A 19,756-nucleotide genomic window follows, 5' to 3' on the forward strand; every position below is an offset into this window, starting at 1 on the left:
CGTACGCGGGTACGCGCCTGCTCGTGTGCTCGCCCATGCACCCAGTGCACCCAATGCACCCACGCACCCACTCGCGAGCTTGTGCGCTTGTGCGCTTGCGCGCGGATGGGCCCGGGCTGCGGATGGGCCCGGGCTCACGGGCGCCGGGCGCCGGGCGCCGGACGCCGCGACTAGCGGAGCGCCGGGTTCGCCGGCGCCGCGTCCTGGGCCGGGCGGCCCGGAACGGCGGGAACGGACTCCTCCGGGGTGCCCGTCGGCACATAGCCGAGGCGCGCGGGAGCCGTGGGGTTGAGGTTTCGGTGCACGGCGCGGGCGACGGCCTGGATGGTGGCGACGCCATCGTCCATGGTCTTGTTGCCATGGGTGAGCACGGTGATCTGGTAGTTGTGCGCCGTACCGGTGAAGGCACCGATCGAGTGGACGCGCCAGCCGTGCGTGGCCCGTGGGAGCCAGCCGTTCTTGACGTGGATCCTCGCCGTGGAGGGGGAGCCGGCGGGCGTGCCCCAGCGCTGGTCCGGCACGACGGCGTTCATCAGCTGGAGAACATAGCCGCGCGAGGCGTCGGTCAGGACGTGGTTCTTGGCCGTCAGGATCGCCAGCAGCCTCTGCTGGTCACGGGCGGTGATCTGGGTGAGTCCCCAGTAGCCGTTCGCGCCGGGCACGGTCTTGGTCATGCCGGCGGCGGCGAGGAAGCCCTTGATCCTTGTCGGACCGAGCTGCCGCCACAGCGCACTGGTGGCGTCGTTGTCCGACTTGGTGATCATGGCCGTGGCACGTGACTTCTCGGTGCTGGTCAGCTGGCGGCCGGTCTTCTGAGCGTCCCAGAGCAGGGCCGCGAGAACCGTCGTCTTGACGACGCTGGCGGAGTCGAACGCCTGGTCCGGGCGAAGCACGCAGCTGGTCCTGGTGACCCGGTCGTTGACCAGCACGGCGGTCGTCGACACGCGCCCCTTGAGGGCCGCGGTGATGTCCTTGACGAGCTTGGCCGCGAGTCCGGCCTTCTGCGAGGTACAGGCCACGGCGGGGGTGGCCGCGCCCGCCGTACCCATGGTGGTGCTGACGGTGACCGGTACGAGCACGGCGAGGGCGGCAGCCGCGCAGAGAGCCCCACGTCTGCGGCGGCGGGGTATGGAGTGTCTCTTCACGCCTCACATGACTCCGCGGGCCCTTAAAGGTTGTACGGGCCCCCAAAGGTTGTACGGAAGGGAGAGGTTGCGGCCGGGACGGGAGCGTGGGCGGTGCGCCCACGCCCCTCCGTCCGCACGGCCGAGGGCGCTCACGCGGACCTCATCGCGCCGACGGGATCGGCGCCGGGGTTTCGGCCGACCAGAAGTCGGAGCGGATGTAGGGGAAGCCCTCGGCCGCGGGCGAGCTCGGGTCGAGCGGCTGCCTGGGGGGCTCGGTGACCTCGGACTCGGTGACGCAGGGGGAGGTGATGCTGAAGTGTGCCTGACCCTTGAAGCCGAACTGCAGCGTTACCCGAAAGCCTTCCGGACTGGTCGCGAACATCGCCGGCATCTCCTTGTGCTCGCGGACGGATGTGATCGCGTACCCCTCCCTCTTCCACTGGCGCTCGACGACGCCGAGAAAGCTACCGCGGCGCTCCTCCGAGATGATCGTCATCACATGGCGACGGCGTGTGATCTGCCCGGTCCCGGTGCTGTCGTTCTTGAAGTCCGTGCAGATCGGATCACTCGACGGTCCCCGCTGCACATCGACGCCCGGCTTGATGGACCCGATCATGCCGTCGAGCATCTGCTCGGCTCGTTCGCCGGCCTCCTGCATGTTCATGCTGGGTACCTTTCCCTTCGGTGCCCTATCCCCGTCCCCGATCAAGCCGCAGCCTGAGACGACAGCGGCACTGAGGGCCACTGCGAACATGCGTTGTTTCATCGGTGCCTCTCGGAGGTGACAAGATCGGATCGCCCCGAAACGACTGCGGCGATGTTGGCGGCGGACGCTTCGTCCTTGACGGGATCGAAGTAGTTGGAGTGCGCGGGCGTCGGGCCTTGACCGTCGATGAACGGTCGCGGCCCGTCGTCGACCGTGAACCGGTGTGCGCCGAAGGCCCTGCTGGCTGGATCCCTGCCGAACCAGATGTCGTCGTCACCCTGGTCGGCGATATCGGCTGCCAGATACGACAGCAGAGGACCGCCGCCCATCAAGGCACCTCCGGCGATCGTTTCCTTCTTCGACGGCAGACGGCTCACCGGGTCGTTCTCAGCCGCGCCCACGAACACATGGCCCTTGCCGACACCCAGATCCTCCGCCCTGTCCACGCCGACGCCGGGGCTGCCGAGCAGCACGATGTCGTCCGCGCCCGGAATTCCGCCGTCCTCCTGGGCGCGGCGCCGACGAGGCGGGAGCCATAGGAGTGGCCGATCGCGGTGAGATGCGGCTCTTCGTGCTCGTTCGTGGCCCCCAGGCCGCTCATGAACGAGTTGTAGGCGGGAGCTCCTCGCTCGGCCCGCACGGCGGACATGACCTCGGTGTTGGAGAGCAGGGTTTCGGCATCCACCTCACCGAGCTGGGGTGGGTCGTATCCGAGCCAGACGATGGAGGCGCTCGATGGGTCGTTAATACGAGCACCGATGGCGGTGTCCCGGGCCCGTTTGAGGTCGTTCACCGCGAAGTGATCATCGAGTGCCGTACCCAGCCCCGGGACGTACGCCGCCACGTTGCGGGAGGTGTCCGGGTTGCCGTAGGTCACGATCGCCCGGCCCGTGCCTTCGTCGGCGATGCCGAGCAGGTACATCGGAGGCTCGCTGGGGTCAGTGAGCCGGGTGGCGGCGTTGACTTCCAGTTGGTGCTGGAGCTCCTTCAGTCCGCTTAACCGGGTGTTGGCCACCTCGCCCTCCTCGCCCGAGAACTTCGCGATCAGCAGCTGAAGGTTCTCCCGGTTCGCCTCGTCGCGCACCAGGGCAGGGATGCCGTCGAGGTTCCCGATGACGTCCGGATAGCTCGCCAGATAGTCCTCGCGCTGTGCGTCGGTCAGCCCGTCCCACCACCTCTTGCGGTCGGCGGGCGACCTGTCGAGCGGGATCTCACGATCGATCTGACCGCGGGCGGCCTCGCGCACCGCCGCCATGTCGGCCGCAGCGTCGGCCCAGGACGTGGTGTCCACGGTGAGTCCCGGCGCGGCCCTGAGCCTGGCGAGCGTGCTCTGGTAGCGGCTGTCAGTCTCCTGCGCGTCGCGCAGGGCCCGGGCGATGCGGTCGGCGATGTGCTGTGCCCTGGCGTGATGAGGGTTCGTGCTGGTCAGGCTCGGTCCTCGGTAGCCTTCGGCCGAGTCGAGGAGGCCGGGACCGCCGACGGGTCCGTGGAGACCCGCACCGGGTCCGATCAGGCCGTTGTGTCCCGAGGCCCGGCCGCCCGGGATCTCCGGTCCCGTCAGTTCGCTCGTGCCGGCGGCCGGATAGCCGATGCTCCCGTCCTCGTGGACCGTGTACGCGTGGGCGGCGGCGTCGGCCAGGGCCTCCTTCACCCGGCGCTGCGGCGAGGCGAGTTCGGCCGCCAGTCCGCTGACCGTGGTCCGCAGCAGACCGCATTCGGTCCTGATGTAGTCGAAGTTGCGACTCAGCCGTTGAAGGCGCTTCACGGCGGCTTCGGCGGACTGGCTCTCCTGTGTCTTCGACAGCGCGCCGCTCATGTCGCCGTTGATCCGCTCCTCGGCCGCGTCGGCGTATCGTGACACGGCGCCCCAGCCGTCGGCGGCGTCATCCAGTTCGTCGAGCCTCAGGTCCCGCAGTTGCTGCCAGGTCAGCGACGACGTCACGTGGCGTCACCGCCGTGGGGAACCCGCACGGCGTTCGTCGTCCTGGCGGCGACCCCGTGGTCCGCCCCGACGAGCTCTCCGCCCGCCCTCCGTAACGCGGGCTCCAGGGCCACGCACTCGTCCTCCACCGCACCGAGACGGTCCTCCCAGGAGTCGAGCACGCTGGTCAGCGAGGCGAGGCTGGACAGTCCGGCGAGACCGCCCGCCGTCCCGGCGTGACCCGTCGCCAGGTCGGTCCTGGCTGTGCGGGTACTGGTCCTGAGGATGCCGGCGGTCGCCGCGGCGCGGTTCCACGGCCGGGCCGCGTGCCTCAGCCGGCTCCCGCCCGCGCCGCCCGACGGACCGTCACCGGCGCGATCGGCCGGGGGCTGGTCGAGCCGCATCTCCGTGAACCGTCGCTCGGCCGCGGATGCCTTGATCCGTTCCCACTCGTCCCAGGCCACGTGTGGACCACTTCCCCGTATGCACATGCGATGACGCCCGGACCGCCCGGGATCGCCGGTGCAGGCTAGCGAACCCCTCCCGGCCTGCGTATCGGCCGCCTGTACGGGTGTCTCTGAGTACGCGTACTCATCCGCGGCGGGGGTGGGCCGTGTGCACGAGCGACGGAGGCCCTCCCGAGCAGCAGCGCCGCACGGGCCCCGGGCCGGCTCGGAGGTATGGGCAGACCCCCGCGAAGGGCCATGACACCGGCGCACCGGTCACTCCTGAGGGTGACCGGTGCGCGCGCCACTCCTGAACTCGCCGGTGCGGCGCTCGCCAGAACCGCGCCCAAGCGCAAGCGTCACGCCGGGCCGCGCCCATCGACCGCGCGCGCAGCCTCACCAATACGGCCCCGCGCCACACCGGGGGCCCGCCCGTGCGCCCGCGCCGCGCCCCTACAGGTGCGTCGGCGCGAACATCCGGAGCACCGCGGGCAGTACCACGACCGAGGGGCCGGGCTGGACCAGGGCCTTGGCGAGGTCCTCGCGGAGCGACTCCGCCGTGGTGCGCACGGCCGGGACGCCGAAGGACTCGGCGAGCGCGACGAAGTCCGGGCGGGACAGCTCGGTCGCGGTCGCCTCGCCGAAGGCGTCGGTCATGTACTCGCGCAGGATGCCGTAGCCGCCGTCGTCCACGATCAGCCAGGTCACCGGCAGTTCGTACTGCTTCGCGGAGGCCAGTTCCGCGATCGAGTACATCGCGCCGCCGTCGCCGGACACCGCGAGCACCGGCCTGGTCCGGTCCGCGGCGGCCGCGCCGAGGGCGGCGGGGAAGCCGTAGCCGAGGCCGCCCGCGCCCTGCGCCGAGTGCATGGTGTTCGGCCGGCGGGCGTCGAAGGCGGACCAGGCCCAGTAGGCCAGGATCGTCATGTCCCAGAAGCTCGGGGAGTCGTCCGGCAGGGCCTCGCGGACCGCGGCGAGCACCTCCTGCTCCAGCGTCAGCTCCTGGCCGGCGATCCGCTCCCGGACCTTCGCCAGCAGGGTGGAGACCCGCTCGGCGGCCGACGGGTCGCGGCGTTCCTCCACCGTCTCCAGCAGCGCGGTGAGCGCGATCCGGGCGTCGGCGTGGATGCCGAGCCCGGGGTGGTTGGACTCGAGCTTGCCGAGGTCCGCCTCGATCTGGACGACCCGGCCGCGCGGGGCGAACGTGTGGTAGTTCGAGGAGAGTTCACCCAGGCCGGAGCCGACGACGAGCAGCACGTCGGCGTCCTCGAGGAAGTCGGTGGTGTGCCGGTCCTCCAGCCAGGACTGCATCGACAGCGGGTGCTCCCAGGGGAAGGCCCCCTTGCCGCCGAAGGTGGTCACGACGGGCGCGTCCAGCTTCTCGGCGAGCGCCAGCAGCTTGCCGGAGGCGTCCGAGCGCACGACACCGCCGCCCGCGATGATCGCGGGGCGCTCGGCGTTCTGGAGCAGATGCGCGGCGACGGCGGTGAGCTCCGGGCGGGGCACGAGGTCGTGCGGGGTGGCGTCCAGGGCCGTCACGACCGGCAGGGCCGTCTCGGCGAGCAGCACGTCCTGGGGGATCTCCACCCAGACCGGCCCGTGCGGGGCCGTCAGCGCCGACTCCCAGGCGGCGGCGATCGCGGAGGGGATCTGGGAGGCGGTGCGGACGGTGTGCACGGACTTCACGACGTCCCGGAACGACGCCTTCTGGTCGCGCAGTTCGTGCAGATAGCCGTGGCGTCCGCCGCCGATGCCCGCGCTCGGAACCTGGCTGGAGATCGCCAGGACGGGGGCGCTGGCCGCGGCGGCCTCCTGGAGCGCGGCGAGCGCGGTGAGCGCGCCGGGGCCGGTGGAGAGCAGCAGCGGGGTGGCCTGTCCGGTGATCCGGCCGTGGGCGTCGGCGGCGAACCCCGCGTTGTTCTCCACCCGCAGCCCGACGTAGGCGAGGTCGGAGCGGCGCAGCGCGTCGAACATGCCGAGGGCGTGCTGGCCGGGCAGGCCGAAGACCGTGGTGGCGCCGAGCCCGGCGAGGGTCTCGACGACGAGGTCACCGCCGTTGCGGCCGGGCGGCGGGTTGAGCGCGGCGGCGACCTGCCGCGCCGTGGGGCGCAGCACGAGGTCGTGGTCGTGGGTCACTTGTCGTTCCTCGACGCGGCGATCTGACGGGCCATGATCGTGGTGAGTTCGTACGCGGTGTGGGAGGCCGCGACCGAGGTGATCTCGGCGTGGTCGTAGGCCGGGGCGACCTCGACGACGTCGGCGGAGACCAGGTTGCAGGAGGCGAGCCCGCGGAGGATCTCCAGCAGTTCGCGGGAGGTCATGCCGCCGGCCTCGGGGGTGCCGGTGCCGGGGGCGTGCGCGGGGTCGAGGCAGTCGATGTCGATGGAGATGTAGAGGGGGCGGTCGCCGATGCGCTGGCGCAACTGGTCGGCGACCTCGTCGGCGCCGCGGCGGTACACGTCGGAGGAGGTGACGATGCCGAAGCCCATCTTCTCGTCGTCGGTGAGGTCCTGCTTGCCGTAGAGGGGGCCGCGGATGCCGACGTGGGACAGGGCCTCGGTGTCGAGGATGCCCTCCTCGACGGCGCGGCGGAACGGGGTGCCGTGGGTGTACTCGGCGCCGAAGTAGGTGTCCCAGGTGTCCAGGTGGGCGTCGAAGTGCAGCAGCGCGACCGGGCCGTGCTTCCTGGCGACCGAGCGCAGCAGCGGCAGCGCGATGGTGTGGTCGCCGCCGAGGGTCATCATGCGGGCGCCGGTGCCGAGGATGTCGTCGGCGGCGGCCTCGATGGTCTCGACGGCCTCGTTGATGTTGAACGGGTTGGCGGCGATGTCGCCCGCGTCCGCGACCTGGGCGAGCGCGAAGGGCGAGGCGTCCTGGGCCGGGTTGTACGGCCGCAGGAGCCTCGACGCCTCGCGGATCGCGTTGCCGCCGAAGCGCGCGCCGGGACGGTAGGAGACCCCGGCGTCGAAGGGCACGCCGACGACGGCGACATCGGTGCTGCCGACCTCGTCGAGCCGGGGCAGCCGGGCGAACGTCGCGGGTCCGGCGTACCGCGGGATGCGGGACGAGTCGATGGGGCCGCGCGGCGTCTCGTTGCTGCTCATGACCATGCCTCTTCTTCCTGACGCTTTTCTGCTTATCCGTCGGTTTGCAGTCGTTTGACTGTAACGGGGTTCACGGGGTGGCCGGGACCGGCTCCGTTTCGGTCCGCCGCTCGGCCTCGGGGTCGCGGCCGGCCAGGCGCTCGCGCCAGTCGGCCAGGATCGCCTCGTCGGTGGGCTTGGTGGCCAGGGAGACGACGACGTACGTCACCAGGGAGGCGAGCAGGCCGTAGTAGATGGGCTCGTTGGCGAGGATGCCGAACGTGGCCATCAGGCCGATGACGGCCAGTCCGCCGACGACGACGGAGGAGAGGGCGCCGTACACCGTGCCGCGCTTCCACAGCAGTCCGCCGAGGATCGGCACCAGCAGTCCGCCGACGAGCAGGTTGTAGGCGACCGTCAGGGCCTCGACGACGTTGTTGAGGGCGATGGCGATGCCGATGACGGCGACGCCCATCGCCAGGATGAACAGGCGGTTGCCCTTGACCTCGTCGTGCGGTTCGCCGTCCGCCCGCCGCGTCACCGCGCCGCGCAGCCGCTGCCAGATGTCGTTGTTGGCGACGGTGGCGCAGGCGATCAGGGCACCGGAGGAGGTGGACATCACGGCGGCGAGCGCGGCGGCCAGGACCAGTCCGCGCACGCCCAGCGGCAGGGCGTCCTTGACGATGGTGGCGAAGGCGTCGTCGGCGTTGGCGAGATCGGGGTACAGCACCTTGGCCGCGGTGCCGACGACGGCGCCGGCGAGGGCGTAGGCGAGGCAGTAGGTGCCGGCGACGGTGCCGCCCCAGCGGGCCACCTTGTCGTCGCGGGCGGTGAAGACGCGCTGCCAGATGTCCTGGCCGATGAGCATGCCGAACGTGTAGATCAGCACATAGGTGAAGATCGTCTCGCCGCCGATGCCGAACGGGGCGAAGTACTCGGTGGGCAGCTGGGCCTTCATCTCGGCGAAGCCGCCGGCCTTGACGACGGCGATGGGCAGCAGCAGGAGCAGCACGCCGATCGTCTTGACGACGAACTGCACCATGTCGGTGAGGGTGATGGACCACATTCCGCCGAGCGTGGAGTAGGCGACGACGATCGAGCCGCCGAGGATGATCGCGACGGTCCGGTTCATGTCGAAGAGGACGTCGAAGATCGTGGCGTAGGCGATGGTCGAGGTGACCGCGAGCATCAGGGTGTAGGCCCACATCACCACACCGGTGATGAGTCCGGCCCGGCCGCCGTAGCGCAGGTCGAGCATCTCGGAGACGGTGTAGACCTTGAGCCGGGCGATGCGGGCCGAGAAGAAGATCGACAGGGCCAGCAGGCCGAGGCCGATGGTGAAGACCATCCAGGCGCCGGAGAGTCCGTACTTGTATCCGAGGCCCACACCGCCGATGGTGGAGGCGCCGCCGAGGACGATCGCGGCCATGGTGCCGGAGTACATCGAGGGCCCGAGCCGACGGCCGGCGACCAGGAACTCGCTCTTGGACTTCGCGCGGCGCATGCCCCACCAGCCCATGGCCAGCATGCCGGCCAGATAGACGACGATCACTGCGTAGTCGACGGCCATGGGGCCTCCTTCGCTCTCACTCGGTGGCGTGTCGTGCAGAAGTTCACGGGGACGCAGCGGCTGCTCCGCGGGGACATCCGCCCGTACCCGCGTCCGCTGGACGACTCGACGATAGGTGGCCGAAAAGAGACGATGAAGTGTACGTTTCCTCCATTCTCGAAGACGATCAGGGATGGAACGTCCACCATGCCGGACCCCGCCGCTCTCCAGGGTGCCGCTTCAGCCCCCTCAGCCCACTCGGCCGCCTCAGCCTCTTCGGCTGCCTCGGCCGCCGCAGGCACCTCCGCCCCTTCGGCGCCGCCCACCCCGCCGGTACCACTGACCGCGCTGCTGGCGCGGGAGGAGCTCGGGTTGCGGCTGGTGGCGGGCGTCCCGGAGTCCACCGGCCCGGAGGGCGTCCACATCCAGTGGGTGCACACCTCGGAGATGGCCGACCCGTACCCGTACCTCCTGGGCGGTGAGCTGCTGCTGACGGCGGGCGTCCTGCTGAAGGACCCCGAGCGGTACGCGGCACGGGTCGTCGAGGCGGGTGGCGCGGCGATCGGCTTCGGGCTGGCCCCGGTGTACGACACCGTCCCGGACGCGCTGGTCGCGGCCTGCGAGCGCCACCGGCTGCCGCTGCTGGAGGTGCCGCCGAAGACCCCGTTCACCGCGGTCGCCCGAGCCGTCTGGGGGCTGATGGCCCAGGCCCGGCTCCGGGAGGTGCGCCGGGTGAGCGAGGCCCAGCAGGGCCTCGCCGGCGCGGCGGCCCGCCCCGACCCGGTACCGGCGGTGCTCCAGCAGCTGGCCTCCCGCCTCGGCGGCTGGGCGGTGCTGCTGGCGCCGGACGGCTCGGCCCTGCATGTGTCGGGCCGGGCGCCGTCCCGGCAGGCCCGCGAGGCCCTGGGACGGCTGGCGCGGGTGGTGAGCCCGGAGCCCGCGGACGAGGGGCCCGCAGAGGACACGGCGGCTCCTCCTGCCCGGGGAGCCGCCGGAGGCAGGCCCGAACAGGGCGCGGCGGCGGGCTCCGCGCGCCGGGCACCGTCGTCGGCGACCGACACCGCCGGGGACGTGCATCTCGCGGCCTACGCCCTCGGTGGCGGCGAGGGCATGGTCCTCGGGATCGCCGCCGAGGGCCGCGAACCGGGCGGGCACACGATCGCCGGGCTCGCCGTCGTACTGCTGTCGCTGCTCACGGCGCCGCACCGGGGAGCGGACGCGAGCGGGCGGACCGCGGCGCTGGTACGGCTGCTGCTGGGCGGCACCCCCGCGGAGGTCGTCCGCGACCTGGGCCAGGGCCCGTGGACGGTGGTGCACGGGGCACGGCCGGGGCAGCCGGACCGGATCGCGGCCTCGGCCCTCGGCGCGGCACTGGGCAGCACGCTGGTGGACACCGACGGGGAGCGGGTGCGGGTGCTGCTCTCCGGCGACCGGCGCGTCGAACCGCAGCCCGGCTGGACCCTGGGGGTGAGCGCCCCGGCCGCGGCGGACGAGCTGGGTGCCGCCGACACCGCCGCCGCCCGGGCGCTGCGCCGCGCGGAGGCGACCCGCGTCCCGCTGGCCCGCCAGCGGGACACCGGCCTCGTCGGGCTGGTCGCGCCCGACGAGGCGGCCGTTCATGCGCGGACCCTGCTGGCGCCGGTCGCGGACTCCCCCGCGCTCACCGAGACCCTGCGCGTCTGGCTCTCGCTGCACGGCAGTTGGGACCGAACGGCGGTGGCCCTGGGCGTCCACCGCAACACCGTCCGCCAGCGGATCGCCCGGTGCGGCTCGCTGCTGGGTGTCGACCTGGACGACGCGGACGTGCGGATGGAGCTGTGGTTCGCGCTGCGGTACGGCTGACGCCGGAACGGCCGGGGGGCAAGGGAGGCCGGGGGCCGGGGAGGCCGGGGAAGCCGGGGAAGCCGGTGGGAGCCGGGGAAAGCCGGTGGGAGCCGGGGAAAGCCGGGGGACGGCCCGCGGAGGGGCCACGCACGACGCACGGACGGCCCACGAACGCCCAACGGACGGCCCGCGGACAGCTCACGAACACAACTCACGGACGCAGCTCACGGACAGCTCACGGAATTCCGAAGAAAGGCCGACGGAAGCGGGTGGGGGGCCGAGGGAAGCCGAAGCGGAGATGAACAGAGAATAGCCCTATGATCCGCTTATCAGATTTATCTGACATTGCTGTCGGATTGATCCCCGGGCATACGCCGGTGGAATATCGGCGCACGAATTCCGGGGCCAAGCGCTTCGAGCGCCGGGATACCGGACTGTAGGTGACTCACCGTTACACCCGTACCCTGAATATGACTCCGTCAGGGAGAACCGCCGGGCAGTTCTCATGATCGTCATGGTACGGATCAGCCGCTCCTCATATCCCGCCCCGTCGCAATCGACCGCTCATTCGAACGCGCCCCGGGCTGGTTGCCGATCCGGCTCCCCCTGAGCCGCCCTTTCGATCGCGTTCCCCGGCTCAGCTCTTCAGCGGCGTGGATTCACCATGCCCCCTCTATCCATCCGGAGGTGCGCCATGAGCGGACGGGCGACGGCGGCGCGGGAAAACCCGGAATCCCGGGAGTCCCTCGTCACCGGAATGGGATTCTGCCTGCCGGGGGACGGACCTCCCGTCCTCACCGCGGACGACGTATGGGACGTCGCCGCCCACGGCCGCACATGCCTGCTGCACGACGGTGTCCACCACGGTCCGGTACACCTGCCCGAGACCGCGCTCCAGGAGCGGTTTCCCACACTGCCCGGGGTCTTCTCCCGGCATTTCACCTCCGCCCACCGCTTCGGCCTGGTGTCGCTGGCCGAGGCCTGCCTGGACGCCGAACTGGACCTGGAGGCGGGCGACCTGGCCGAGGCGGCCGTCCTGGCCGGCCGAGGAGGAGTGGATGCCCAGGTCGCGAGCTACCAGGCGGTCATGCGGGCCGACCCCGCGGTGATCGGGCCGCTGGGCGCGATGGACCTCTTCATCGGGACGGAACTGGCGGTCACCCCCTCCGACGTCGCGCTGGTGCAGAGTGCGGTGACCCGCTCCACCGGACCCTGCTACACCGTTTCCTGCGGCTGCGCGTCCTCCGCGGTGCAACTCGGCCACGCACGCGGCATGATCGCCGCCGGCGTGGTGGATCTCGCGGTGGTGACCGGCGTCGACGTCTTCGACGTGGAGCTGGTCCGCAACGCCCAGGTCCTCCTGCGCATCGCACAGCAGGCCGACGCCTCCCGGCGGGCGGCCGGCAAGCCCGCCCTGCTGCCCTCCTTCGACCGTCTGATGCGCCCCTACGACCGCCGCGCGGACTGCGTCAACTACGGCGAGGGCTCGGCGACCCTTGTCCTGGAGAGCCGGGAGCACGCCGAGCGGCGGGGGGCCCATGCGTACGGCCGGGTGCTGAGCCAGGCCACGACACGCGACGGACTGGCCAATCCGCTGACGAGCGACGAGAGCGGCTCGGGACTGGTGGCCGCCGTCCGCGCGTGTCTGGGGGACCGCTGGTCGATCGGGCAGATCCCCTACATCCACGGTGGCAGCGACGGAGACGCCCTCGTCACGGCCTTCGAGGCGAACGCCGTACGCGAGTTGTACGGGCCGGCCGTTTCGGACCTGCTGATGACCTCCCAGGAAGGCTGCTTCGGGCACAACGGTGCCCCCGCCGGCTGCCTCGGTGCGGCGCTGACCCTGCTGATGATGGAACGCGGCGAGGTCTGCCCCACGGCCAACTGCGAGGAGCCGGCCGAGGGTCTGCCGTTCGACCCCGTGCCCGGCACACGCACCCGCCCCCTCGCCTTCGACTACGCCCTGAACTTCACCTATCAGATCGGCGGTGTGAAGAGCGCCATGCTGCTCGGACGCGCGGACACCTCTTCGCCGCACTGAGCAGCGGGGGCGCGGCCGCTGCCGTGGCGTCCTCCTCACATTCCCTCGCGAGCCTTCATATCCCGGCACCTCCCGGCACATCCCATCGCATCCCGTCGAGTCCCCCTCGCATCACCTCGCACTCACCTCGCACCACCTGGCATCCCGTCGCACGTCGATCCGAACCCGTCGCCGACGGGACCGAGGAGGCCCACATGCCCAAGCACACGTACACCGCCAACGGAGTCAACGGAGACGAAGGAGTCAACGGAGACAGCGGAGACAGCGGAGACAGCGGAGGCAAGGGACGCCATGGAGACAACGGAGACCATGGGGGGTACGAGCGGATCGCGGTCGTCGGACTGGGGTGCCGGCTCCCCGGCGACGCCGACTCCCCGGCCGCCCTGTGGCGGCTGCTGACCGGTGGACGGGACGCCGTCGGACCGCCCTCCGCCACCCGCGCGCGGCAGCGGGGACCGGAAAGCCCCCCGGCCGGAGGCGACTCCGGAAGCCCGGCGGCCCGGCAGGCCGGCTATCTCCGCGACGTGGCCGGCTTCGACGCCGGCTTCTTCGGCGTGTCCGGCCGCGAGGCCGATGTGCTCGACCCCCAGCACCGCCTCTTACTCGAGGTGTCCAGCGAAGCGCTGGAGCACGCCGGGCTGCCCCCCGAGCAGCTCGCCGGGAGCGCCACGGGGGTCTATGTGGGCATCAGCTACAACGACTTCTACGAGGGCCTGGCCGGTCGGCCCGGGGAGGTCGAGGGCTCCCTGCTGACCAACGGCCACTGTGTCGCGGCAGGTCGCATCTCCTACCTCCTGGGGCTGCACGGCCCCAGCATCGCCCTCGACACCGCCTGCTCCTCCTCGCTCGTGGCGCTGCACCTCGCCTGCCGGGCACTGGCGGAGCGCGAGTGCCGCCTCGCCCTCGCCGGAGGCGTCAATCTGCTGCTCGGATCCCGCACCACGAGGTCCTTCGCGCGGATGGGCATGCTCTCGGCGACCGGCCGCTGCCACACCTTCGACGCCGCCGCCGACGGTTTCGTGCGCGGCGAGGGGTGCGGCGTCGTCGTCCTCAAGCGCCTGGCGGACGCCCGGCGGGACGGGGACCGGATACTGGCGGTGATACGCGGCTCGGCCGTGAACCAGGACGGCAACTCCGACGGCCTGGCCGCGCCTTCGGCGGACGCCCAGGCCGCCCTGTTCCGCCGGACCCTTGAATGCGCCGGCGTCGACCCCCAGGACCTCGGAATGATCGAGACCCATGGGACGGGCACGTCGGTGGGCGATCCGATCGAGTTCTCCAGTCTGTCCCGTGTCTACGGCACGGGACACGGCAGGTGCGCGCTCGGGTCCGTGAAGACCAACGTGGGGCATCTGGAACCGGCGTCCGGCATCGCAGGCCTCATCAAGGCCGTGCTCTGCCTCCGGCACGGCGTGGTGCCGCCCAATCTGCACTTCACCAGGTGGAATCCGGCGATCTCGGCCGGGGACACCCGCTTCTTCGTCCCCACGGCCCTGACGGACTGGCCCGTCGGCGGCCCCCGGCTCGCCGCGGTCTCCTCCTTCGGGTACTCCGGCACCAACGCCCACGTCGTACTCGAGCAGGCACCGCCCACCGGTCCCCGACGCCCCCGTGCCCCGCGCCGTCCCGGCCCACCGGCTCCGGAGGTCCTGCTCGTGCCCGCCGGATCGCCCCGGGTGCTCCCCTCGGCGGCGCAGCGGCTAGCCGACTGGGTCGAGCGGGACGCGCGGGACGTACCGCTGGGCGACATCGCCCACACGCTCGCGCTGAGGCGGTCCGCCGGACGGGGCCGTCTCGGCGTGGTGGCCTCCTCGCACGAAGACCTGGTGCGCTCCCTGAGGAGCTTCGCGGCCGGTCGTGCCCAGCCCCATGTGGTGACGGGAGCCGTCCCGGCCCGGGTCTCCCGGCGACCGGTGTGGGTGTTCTCCGGACACGGCTCGCAGTGGCCGGCGATGGGACGCGGGCTGCTGGAGCGGGAACCGGCCTTCGCCGCGGCCCTGACGGAGGTGGACGCGCTGATCTCGGCCGAGGCGGGCTTCTCGGTTCTCGGCATGGTGTCGGGGAGCGCGACGGCCACCGGCCCGGAGCAGGTGCAGCCCCTGCTCTTCGCCATGCAGACGTCGCTCGCCGCCCTCTGGCGGGCGTACGGGGTCGAACCGGCCGCCGTCGTGGGGCACTCCATGGGAGAGGTGGCGGCCGCGGTGGCGGCCGGAGCACTCACCCTCGCGGACGGGGTGAAGGTCGTCTGCCGCCGTTCCTCGCTGCTGGCGCGGATCGCGGGGGCCGGCGCCATGGCGACGGTGAGCCTGGACCATCGGTCGGTCGAGCGGGAACTGCACCAGACGGGAGTGGGCGGGGAGGTCTGCGTGGCCGTCCTCGCAGCTCCCCGGTCCACGGTCGTCGCCGGGGCGCCGCACGGGATCGCGCAGCTGGTCGCCGGCTGGGAGGCGCGGGGCGTTCCCGCCCACGCCGTCGCCGTGGACGTGGCCTCGCACTCCCCCCAGGTGGATCCGCTGCTCCCCGAGCTGCGGAGGTCCCTGCGCGGCCTGACGCCGCAGCGGCCCCGCGTGCCCTTCTACTCGACGGTCCACAAGGACCACCGCCGCGCACCGGCGTTCGACGCCGTCTACTGGTGCGCGAACCTGCGCCGCCCGGTGCGGTTCGCCTCCGCCATCGCCGCGGCCGGCGCCGACCGGCACCGCGTCTACGTCGAGGTGTCCCCCCACCCCGTCGTCACCCGCTCGGTCGCCGAGAGCCTGCCGGGCAGCCTGCGCGACCCCGTCGTCCTGCCGACCCTCCGGCGGGACGAGGACGAGACGGCCACGTTCCGCACCCAGCTCGCCGCTCTGCACTGCGCCGGGGTCGAGGTCGACTGGTCCGTCCTGTACGCGGGAGGCGGCCTCTGCGACGCCCCGGTCCTCACCTTCGACCGGCAGCCGCACTGGGTGCCCGACCCGGCCCCGGCGGGCACGTCCGCCGACGCCACCGCCGACACCACCGCGGACGCTTCCGCGACCACCGCCGACGCCTCCCCGGACACTTCCGCGACCGCCGCCGTGGCCTCCCCGGGGACGGCCGCACTGCCCGGCCACCACTCCGAGGTCCCCGGAGTGTCCGGGGTCCCCGGAGTCGCCGGAGTCCCCGGAGCGTCCGGAGTCGCCGGAGCGTCCGGAGTCGCCGGAGAGGGAGTCCACCACTTCTGGCAGGCGGACGCGGGCACCGACGCCGTCCCCTGGCTGACCGACCACAAGGTCCGCGGGAATCCCGTCTTCCCCGGCGCCGGCTACTGCGCCGTCGCCGCCACGGCGGCCTGCGAGATGTTCGGCGCGCCCGCGACGGACGTCCAGGTCACCGGCATCCGCTTCCTGGAACTGATGCGGCTCGACCCACACACCGAGATGGTCACCAGCGCGACGGTCACCGGAACCGGCCGCGCGAACTGCGCGATCCACGCACGCGATGACGCCGGCAACTGGACCCTCCTGGCCACCGCCGAACTGCACCACCGCCCCGGTCCCGTACCGCCGCCCCTGGTCCCGCCGCTCGCCGAGCTGCCCGAGCGGCATCCCGCCGCGATCGACCCGGGCACCCTCTATACGGGCATGCGGGCCCGGGGCATCGAGCACGGGCCCGCGTTCACCGGCATCACGAGCCTTCGGACTTCGGCCGACGGCAGGAGCAGCTGGGCCCGGATCACCCTGCCCCCGGCCGCGACGCGCCCGCCGCTCCGGCTGCGCGTCCACCCCGTCCTGATCGACTGCTGCGCCCAGACCCTCGTGGCCGGACTGCTCCAGGACGGCGATCCGGGCCTCGCCCTCCCCGTGGGGGCCGAGTCGCTGCGCGTTCTCGGCGACCCGGCCGCGGCGGTGTACTGCCTCGGCCGGATCACGCAGGAGGGCGACAACGGTGTCACCGGAGATCTTCACCTGCTCGACCAGGCGGGCCGGCCCGTCGTGACCGTCGAGGGGCTGCGGCTCGTACACCACCGGCCGTCGCGGACCGCTGAGGCGGGACGCGTCGACCACTGGTTCCTGGAGCCCCGCTGGCACACCGCTCCCCGAGACCAGGCGGCCACCGCCTCCCCCGCACCGGGAAACTGGCTCGTCGTCGGGGAAGGCGACGGCTCCGCGGCGGAGCTGGCCGACCGGCTCCGCACGGCGGGGGCGCAGGCCCATGTGGTCGACACTCCGCTCGCTGACGATGCTGACGACGCTGACGTCGGCGCCTGCGGTCACGACGGCGGTCACGGCCGTGACAGGGCTGACCGCACTGGCTTGACTGACGGCAGCGGCGGCGGCGTCCGCGGCACCTTGCGGCACGCGCTCCGCGCGGCCTGGACCGAGTCGCCGCCCGGACGTTCGGCGGAACCCGACGCGGTGGTGGTGCTCTGCCCACCCCCCGCCGACGACCCGGAGCCCGCAGTGCGCGGTCTGCTCCGCACCCGCCGCCTCCTCGCCACGGTCCAGACCGTGCTCGCCGGCCTCCCCCGCCCTCCGCGGCTGTTCGTCGTCACCCGCGGAGCCCAGACCGTACGCGCCACGGAGACGGGCGACCCCGGGCAGAGCGCCCTTCGCGGGCCGGTACGGGTACTCGCCTACGAGCACCCGGAACTGCGCGCGACCCACCTCGACGCCGACCCGGCGGACACCGCACTGCACGACGCGGCCGACGAACTGCTCAACGCCGGTCCGGAGGACGAGATCGCCCTGCGCGGCGGCCGCCGCCACGTCGCCCGGCTGGAGTACACGCCGCTCACCGAGACCGAGCGCACCCTGGCCACCACCCGGACCGTCCGCTACGGCACGGACCGCTTCCGCCTGCGCATCGGCCGCTTCGGCGACCTGGACGGCCTCGAACCGGTCGTCGCGGACCGGACGCCGCCACGCGCCGGGGAGGTGGAGGTACGGGTCGCCGCCGCGGCGCTCAACTTCCGCGACGTGCTGACGGCGATGGGGCTGCTGGCCGACGACGACGAGGCGAGGGACCGCATCGGCTTCGAATGCGCGGGGACGGTCACCGCCGTGGGGCCGGGTGTGCGAACCGCCCGCCCCGGCGACGACGTCCTCGCCGTCGATCTCCGCGGTGGCGCCTTCGGCACCTTCCTCACGGTCCCCGAGCACTCCGTCGCACCGCTTCCGGCCGAACTCGGCCCCACCGCCGCGGCGGCGCTGCCGGCCGCGTACGCCACCGCCTGGTACGCGCTGCGCCGCGTCGCCGGGCTCACCGCGGGTGAACGGGTCCTCATCCACTCCGCGACCGGCGGAACCGGACTGGCGGCCGTCGCCGTCGCCCGGATGACGGGCGCGGAGGTCCTGGCCACGGCGGGCTCGCCGGAGAAGCGCGCCCATCTCCGCGGCATGGGCATCGAGCACGTCATGGACTCCCGGTCGACCGCCTTCGGCGCGCGGACACGAGCCGCGACCGGCGGCGAAGGCGTGGACGTCGTCCTGAACTCGCTGTCCGGGCCGGGTATCCGCGCCGGGCTCGAAGCCCTGCGCCCGTTCGGCCGGTTCGTCGAGCTCGGCGTACGGGACATCCTGGCCGACGCCCCCGTCGGGCTCGGTCCGTTCCGCGACAACATCACCCTCAGCACCGTCGACCTGATCCAGCTGCAGCGGGAGAGGCCCGAGGTGTTCGCCGCCGTTCTGCGCGAGGTGCTCGCCGAGATCGCCTCGGGGCGGCTCGCCCCCCTGCCCCACCGGACGTACCCCCTGGAGCGGTCCACGGAGGCGTTCCGCCTGATGGCCGGCGCCGGCCATATCGGCAAGATCGTCCTGACCGTCCCGGAGCGGGGCGAGACCCGTGCACGAGCCGACCGCGAGCCGTCGCCGGTCCACTCCGACGGCTCCTACATCGTCACCGGCGGGCTGCGCGGTGTGGGACTGGAGACGGCCCGCTGGCTCGCGGCGCGGGGCGCCGGCCATGTGGTCGTCAACGGCCGCTCGGCCGGGCCGCGTTCCACCTCGGCGGCACTGGACGAGCTGCGGGCCGGGGGCACACGGGTCACCGTCGTCCTCGGCGACATCGCCGAGCCCGGTACGGCGGAACGGCTCGTGGCCGCCGCCACCGCGGACGGCCTGCGGCTGCGGGGCCTGGTGCACGCCGCGATGGTGCTCGACGACGCCGTGGTCACCAACATCTCCGACGACCAGCTGACGGCGGTCTGGCGCCCCAAGGCGGTCGGGGCGTGGCGACTGCACGAGGCCACCGCCGGTCACACCCCGGACTGGTTCGTCGTGTACTCGTCGATGGCGTCCCTGCTGGGCAACCCGGGGCAGGGGGCCTACGCCGCCGCCAACGCCTGGCTCGACGGGTTCGCCGCCTGGCGCACCGGACGCGGCCTGCCCACCCTCGCCGTCAACTGGGGCCCCTGGGGTGAGACCGGGGCCGCGGTGGACTTCGCCGACCGCGGCTACCGGACCATCCCCACGCAGCACGGGCTCCAGGCGCTCGGCTCCCTGCTGGTGCACCGGCGCACCCGTACCGGCGTGATCCCCGGCGAGCCGGAGACCTGGATCCTCCCGGCGGTCCGGCAGTCGTCGCTGTTCGGCCTGCTCACCGACGACGGGGCCGCACCGGCCGAGCCGGACACCGCCGCCCCGGACATCCGCGGCAGACTCGCCTCCCTCCCCCCGGGACTCGCCCGCCGCGCCGAGTTGGAGGAGTACCTCACCGGCCATATCCGCGCGGTGCTCCGGCTCGGCGACGGCACCGTCCTCGACCCCCAGACGCCCCTCAAGTCCCTCGGCTTCGACTCGCTGCTCTCGCTGGAGCTGCGGACCCGGCTCGAGGCGGGACTCGGCATCAAGATCGCCGGTGACTTCGTCTACCAGCACCCGACGCTCGCGGCCCTCGCCGCGGGCCTGGCCGGTCACATGGGCCTCCCGCTAGAGGAGCACGCGGAGTCCTGAGCCCGTGGGAGAGGGGCGGGCGCGGCCCGCCGGGGCTCGCACCCGCGCCCCGGCACCGCTCCCTCCCCTCCTGCGCCCCACCCTCCTCAGCCCACACGCTCCTCAGCTCACATGCTCCTGAGCCCCCCACCCTCATGAGCCCCACCCG

General features: G+C 72.7%; 9 protein-coding genes and 1 pseudogene. 3 read left to right on the top strand and 7 right to left on the bottom strand.

The window, feature by feature from the left end; translation table 11 throughout:
- Nucleotides 1–170: 170 nt before the first annotated feature.
- From DDW44_RS08835 to DDW44_RS08865, 7 genes and pseudogenes are all read right to left on the bottom strand, one after another.
- Nucleotides 171–1,079, bottom strand: a complete 909-nt coding sequence (locus DDW44_RS08835) for a serine hydrolase (protein WP_108906082.1) — start codon at nucleotides 1,077–1,079, stop codon at nucleotides 171–173.
- A gap of 208 nt (nucleotides 1,080–1,287) precedes the next feature.
- Nucleotides 1,288–1,791, bottom strand: coding sequence for a hypothetical protein (locus DDW44_RS08840; protein WP_108906083.1), 504 nt, complete (start codon nucleotides 1,789–1,791; stop codon nucleotides 1,288–1,290).
- A gap of 98 nt (nucleotides 1,792–1,889) precedes the next feature.
- Nucleotides 1,890–3,775, bottom strand: a pseudogene (locus DDW44_RS08845) (alpha/beta hydrolase).
- On the bottom strand, nucleotides 3,772–4,218 hold the full coding sequence (locus DDW44_RS08850) for an amino acid ABC transporter permease (RefSeq protein ID WP_108906084.1): 447 nt from the start codon (nucleotides 4,216–4,218) through the stop codon (nucleotides 3,772–3,774). Before DDW44_RS08850 ends, DDW44_RS08845 begins: the two are co-directional and overlap by 4 nt.
- Before the next feature lie 435 nt (nucleotides 4,219–4,653).
- Nucleotides 4,654–6,336, bottom strand: coding sequence for a thiamine pyrophosphate-binding protein (locus DDW44_RS08855; protein WP_108906085.1), 1,683 nt, complete (start codon nucleotides 6,334–6,336; stop codon nucleotides 4,654–4,656).
- Nucleotides 6,333–7,304, bottom strand: a complete 972-nt coding sequence (gene speB, locus DDW44_RS08860) for an agmatinase (RefSeq protein ID WP_026164802.1) — start codon at nucleotides 7,302–7,304, stop codon at nucleotides 6,333–6,335. The genes DDW44_RS08855 and speB overlap by 4 nt, the downstream gene beginning before the upstream one ends.
- A gap of 70 nt (nucleotides 7,305–7,374) precedes the next feature.
- Complete coding sequence (locus DDW44_RS08865) at nucleotides 7,375–8,853, bottom strand: sodium:solute symporter family protein (protein WP_108906086.1); 1,479 nt, start codon at nucleotides 8,851–8,853, stop codon at nucleotides 7,375–7,377.
- Between the two features lie 351 nt (nucleotides 8,854–9,204).
- On the opposite strand from DDW44_RS08865, the gene DDW44_RS08870 reads away from it, so the two are divergent.
- From DDW44_RS08870 to DDW44_RS08880, 3 genes are all read left to right on the top strand, one after another.
- The gene (locus DDW44_RS08870; protein WP_341867063.1) at nucleotides 9,205–10,674 is read left to right on the top strand and encodes a PucR family transcriptional regulator; all 1,470 of its coding nucleotides are present in this window, start codon (nucleotides 9,205–9,207) and stop codon (nucleotides 10,672–10,674) included.
- Nucleotides 10,675–11,350: 676 nt separating this feature from the next.
- Entirely contained in the window at nucleotides 11,351–12,697 is a 1,347-nt protein-coding gene (locus tag DDW44_RS08875; RefSeq protein ID WP_208647948.1) for a beta-ketoacyl synthase N-terminal-like domain-containing protein, read from the top strand.
- A 194-nt stretch (nucleotides 12,698–12,891) separates the two neighbouring features.
- On the top strand, nucleotides 12,892–19,608 hold the full coding sequence (locus DDW44_RS08880; protein ID WP_108906087.1) for a type I polyketide synthase: 6,717 nt from the start codon (nucleotides 12,892–12,894) through the stop codon (nucleotides 19,606–19,608).
- Nucleotides 19,609–19,756: the final 148 nt, after the last annotated feature.

This window comes from Streptomyces tirandamycinicus (assembly GCF_003097515.1).
GTDB lineage: Bacteria > Actinomycetota > Actinomycetes > Streptomycetales > Streptomycetaceae > Streptomyces > Streptomyces tirandamycinicus.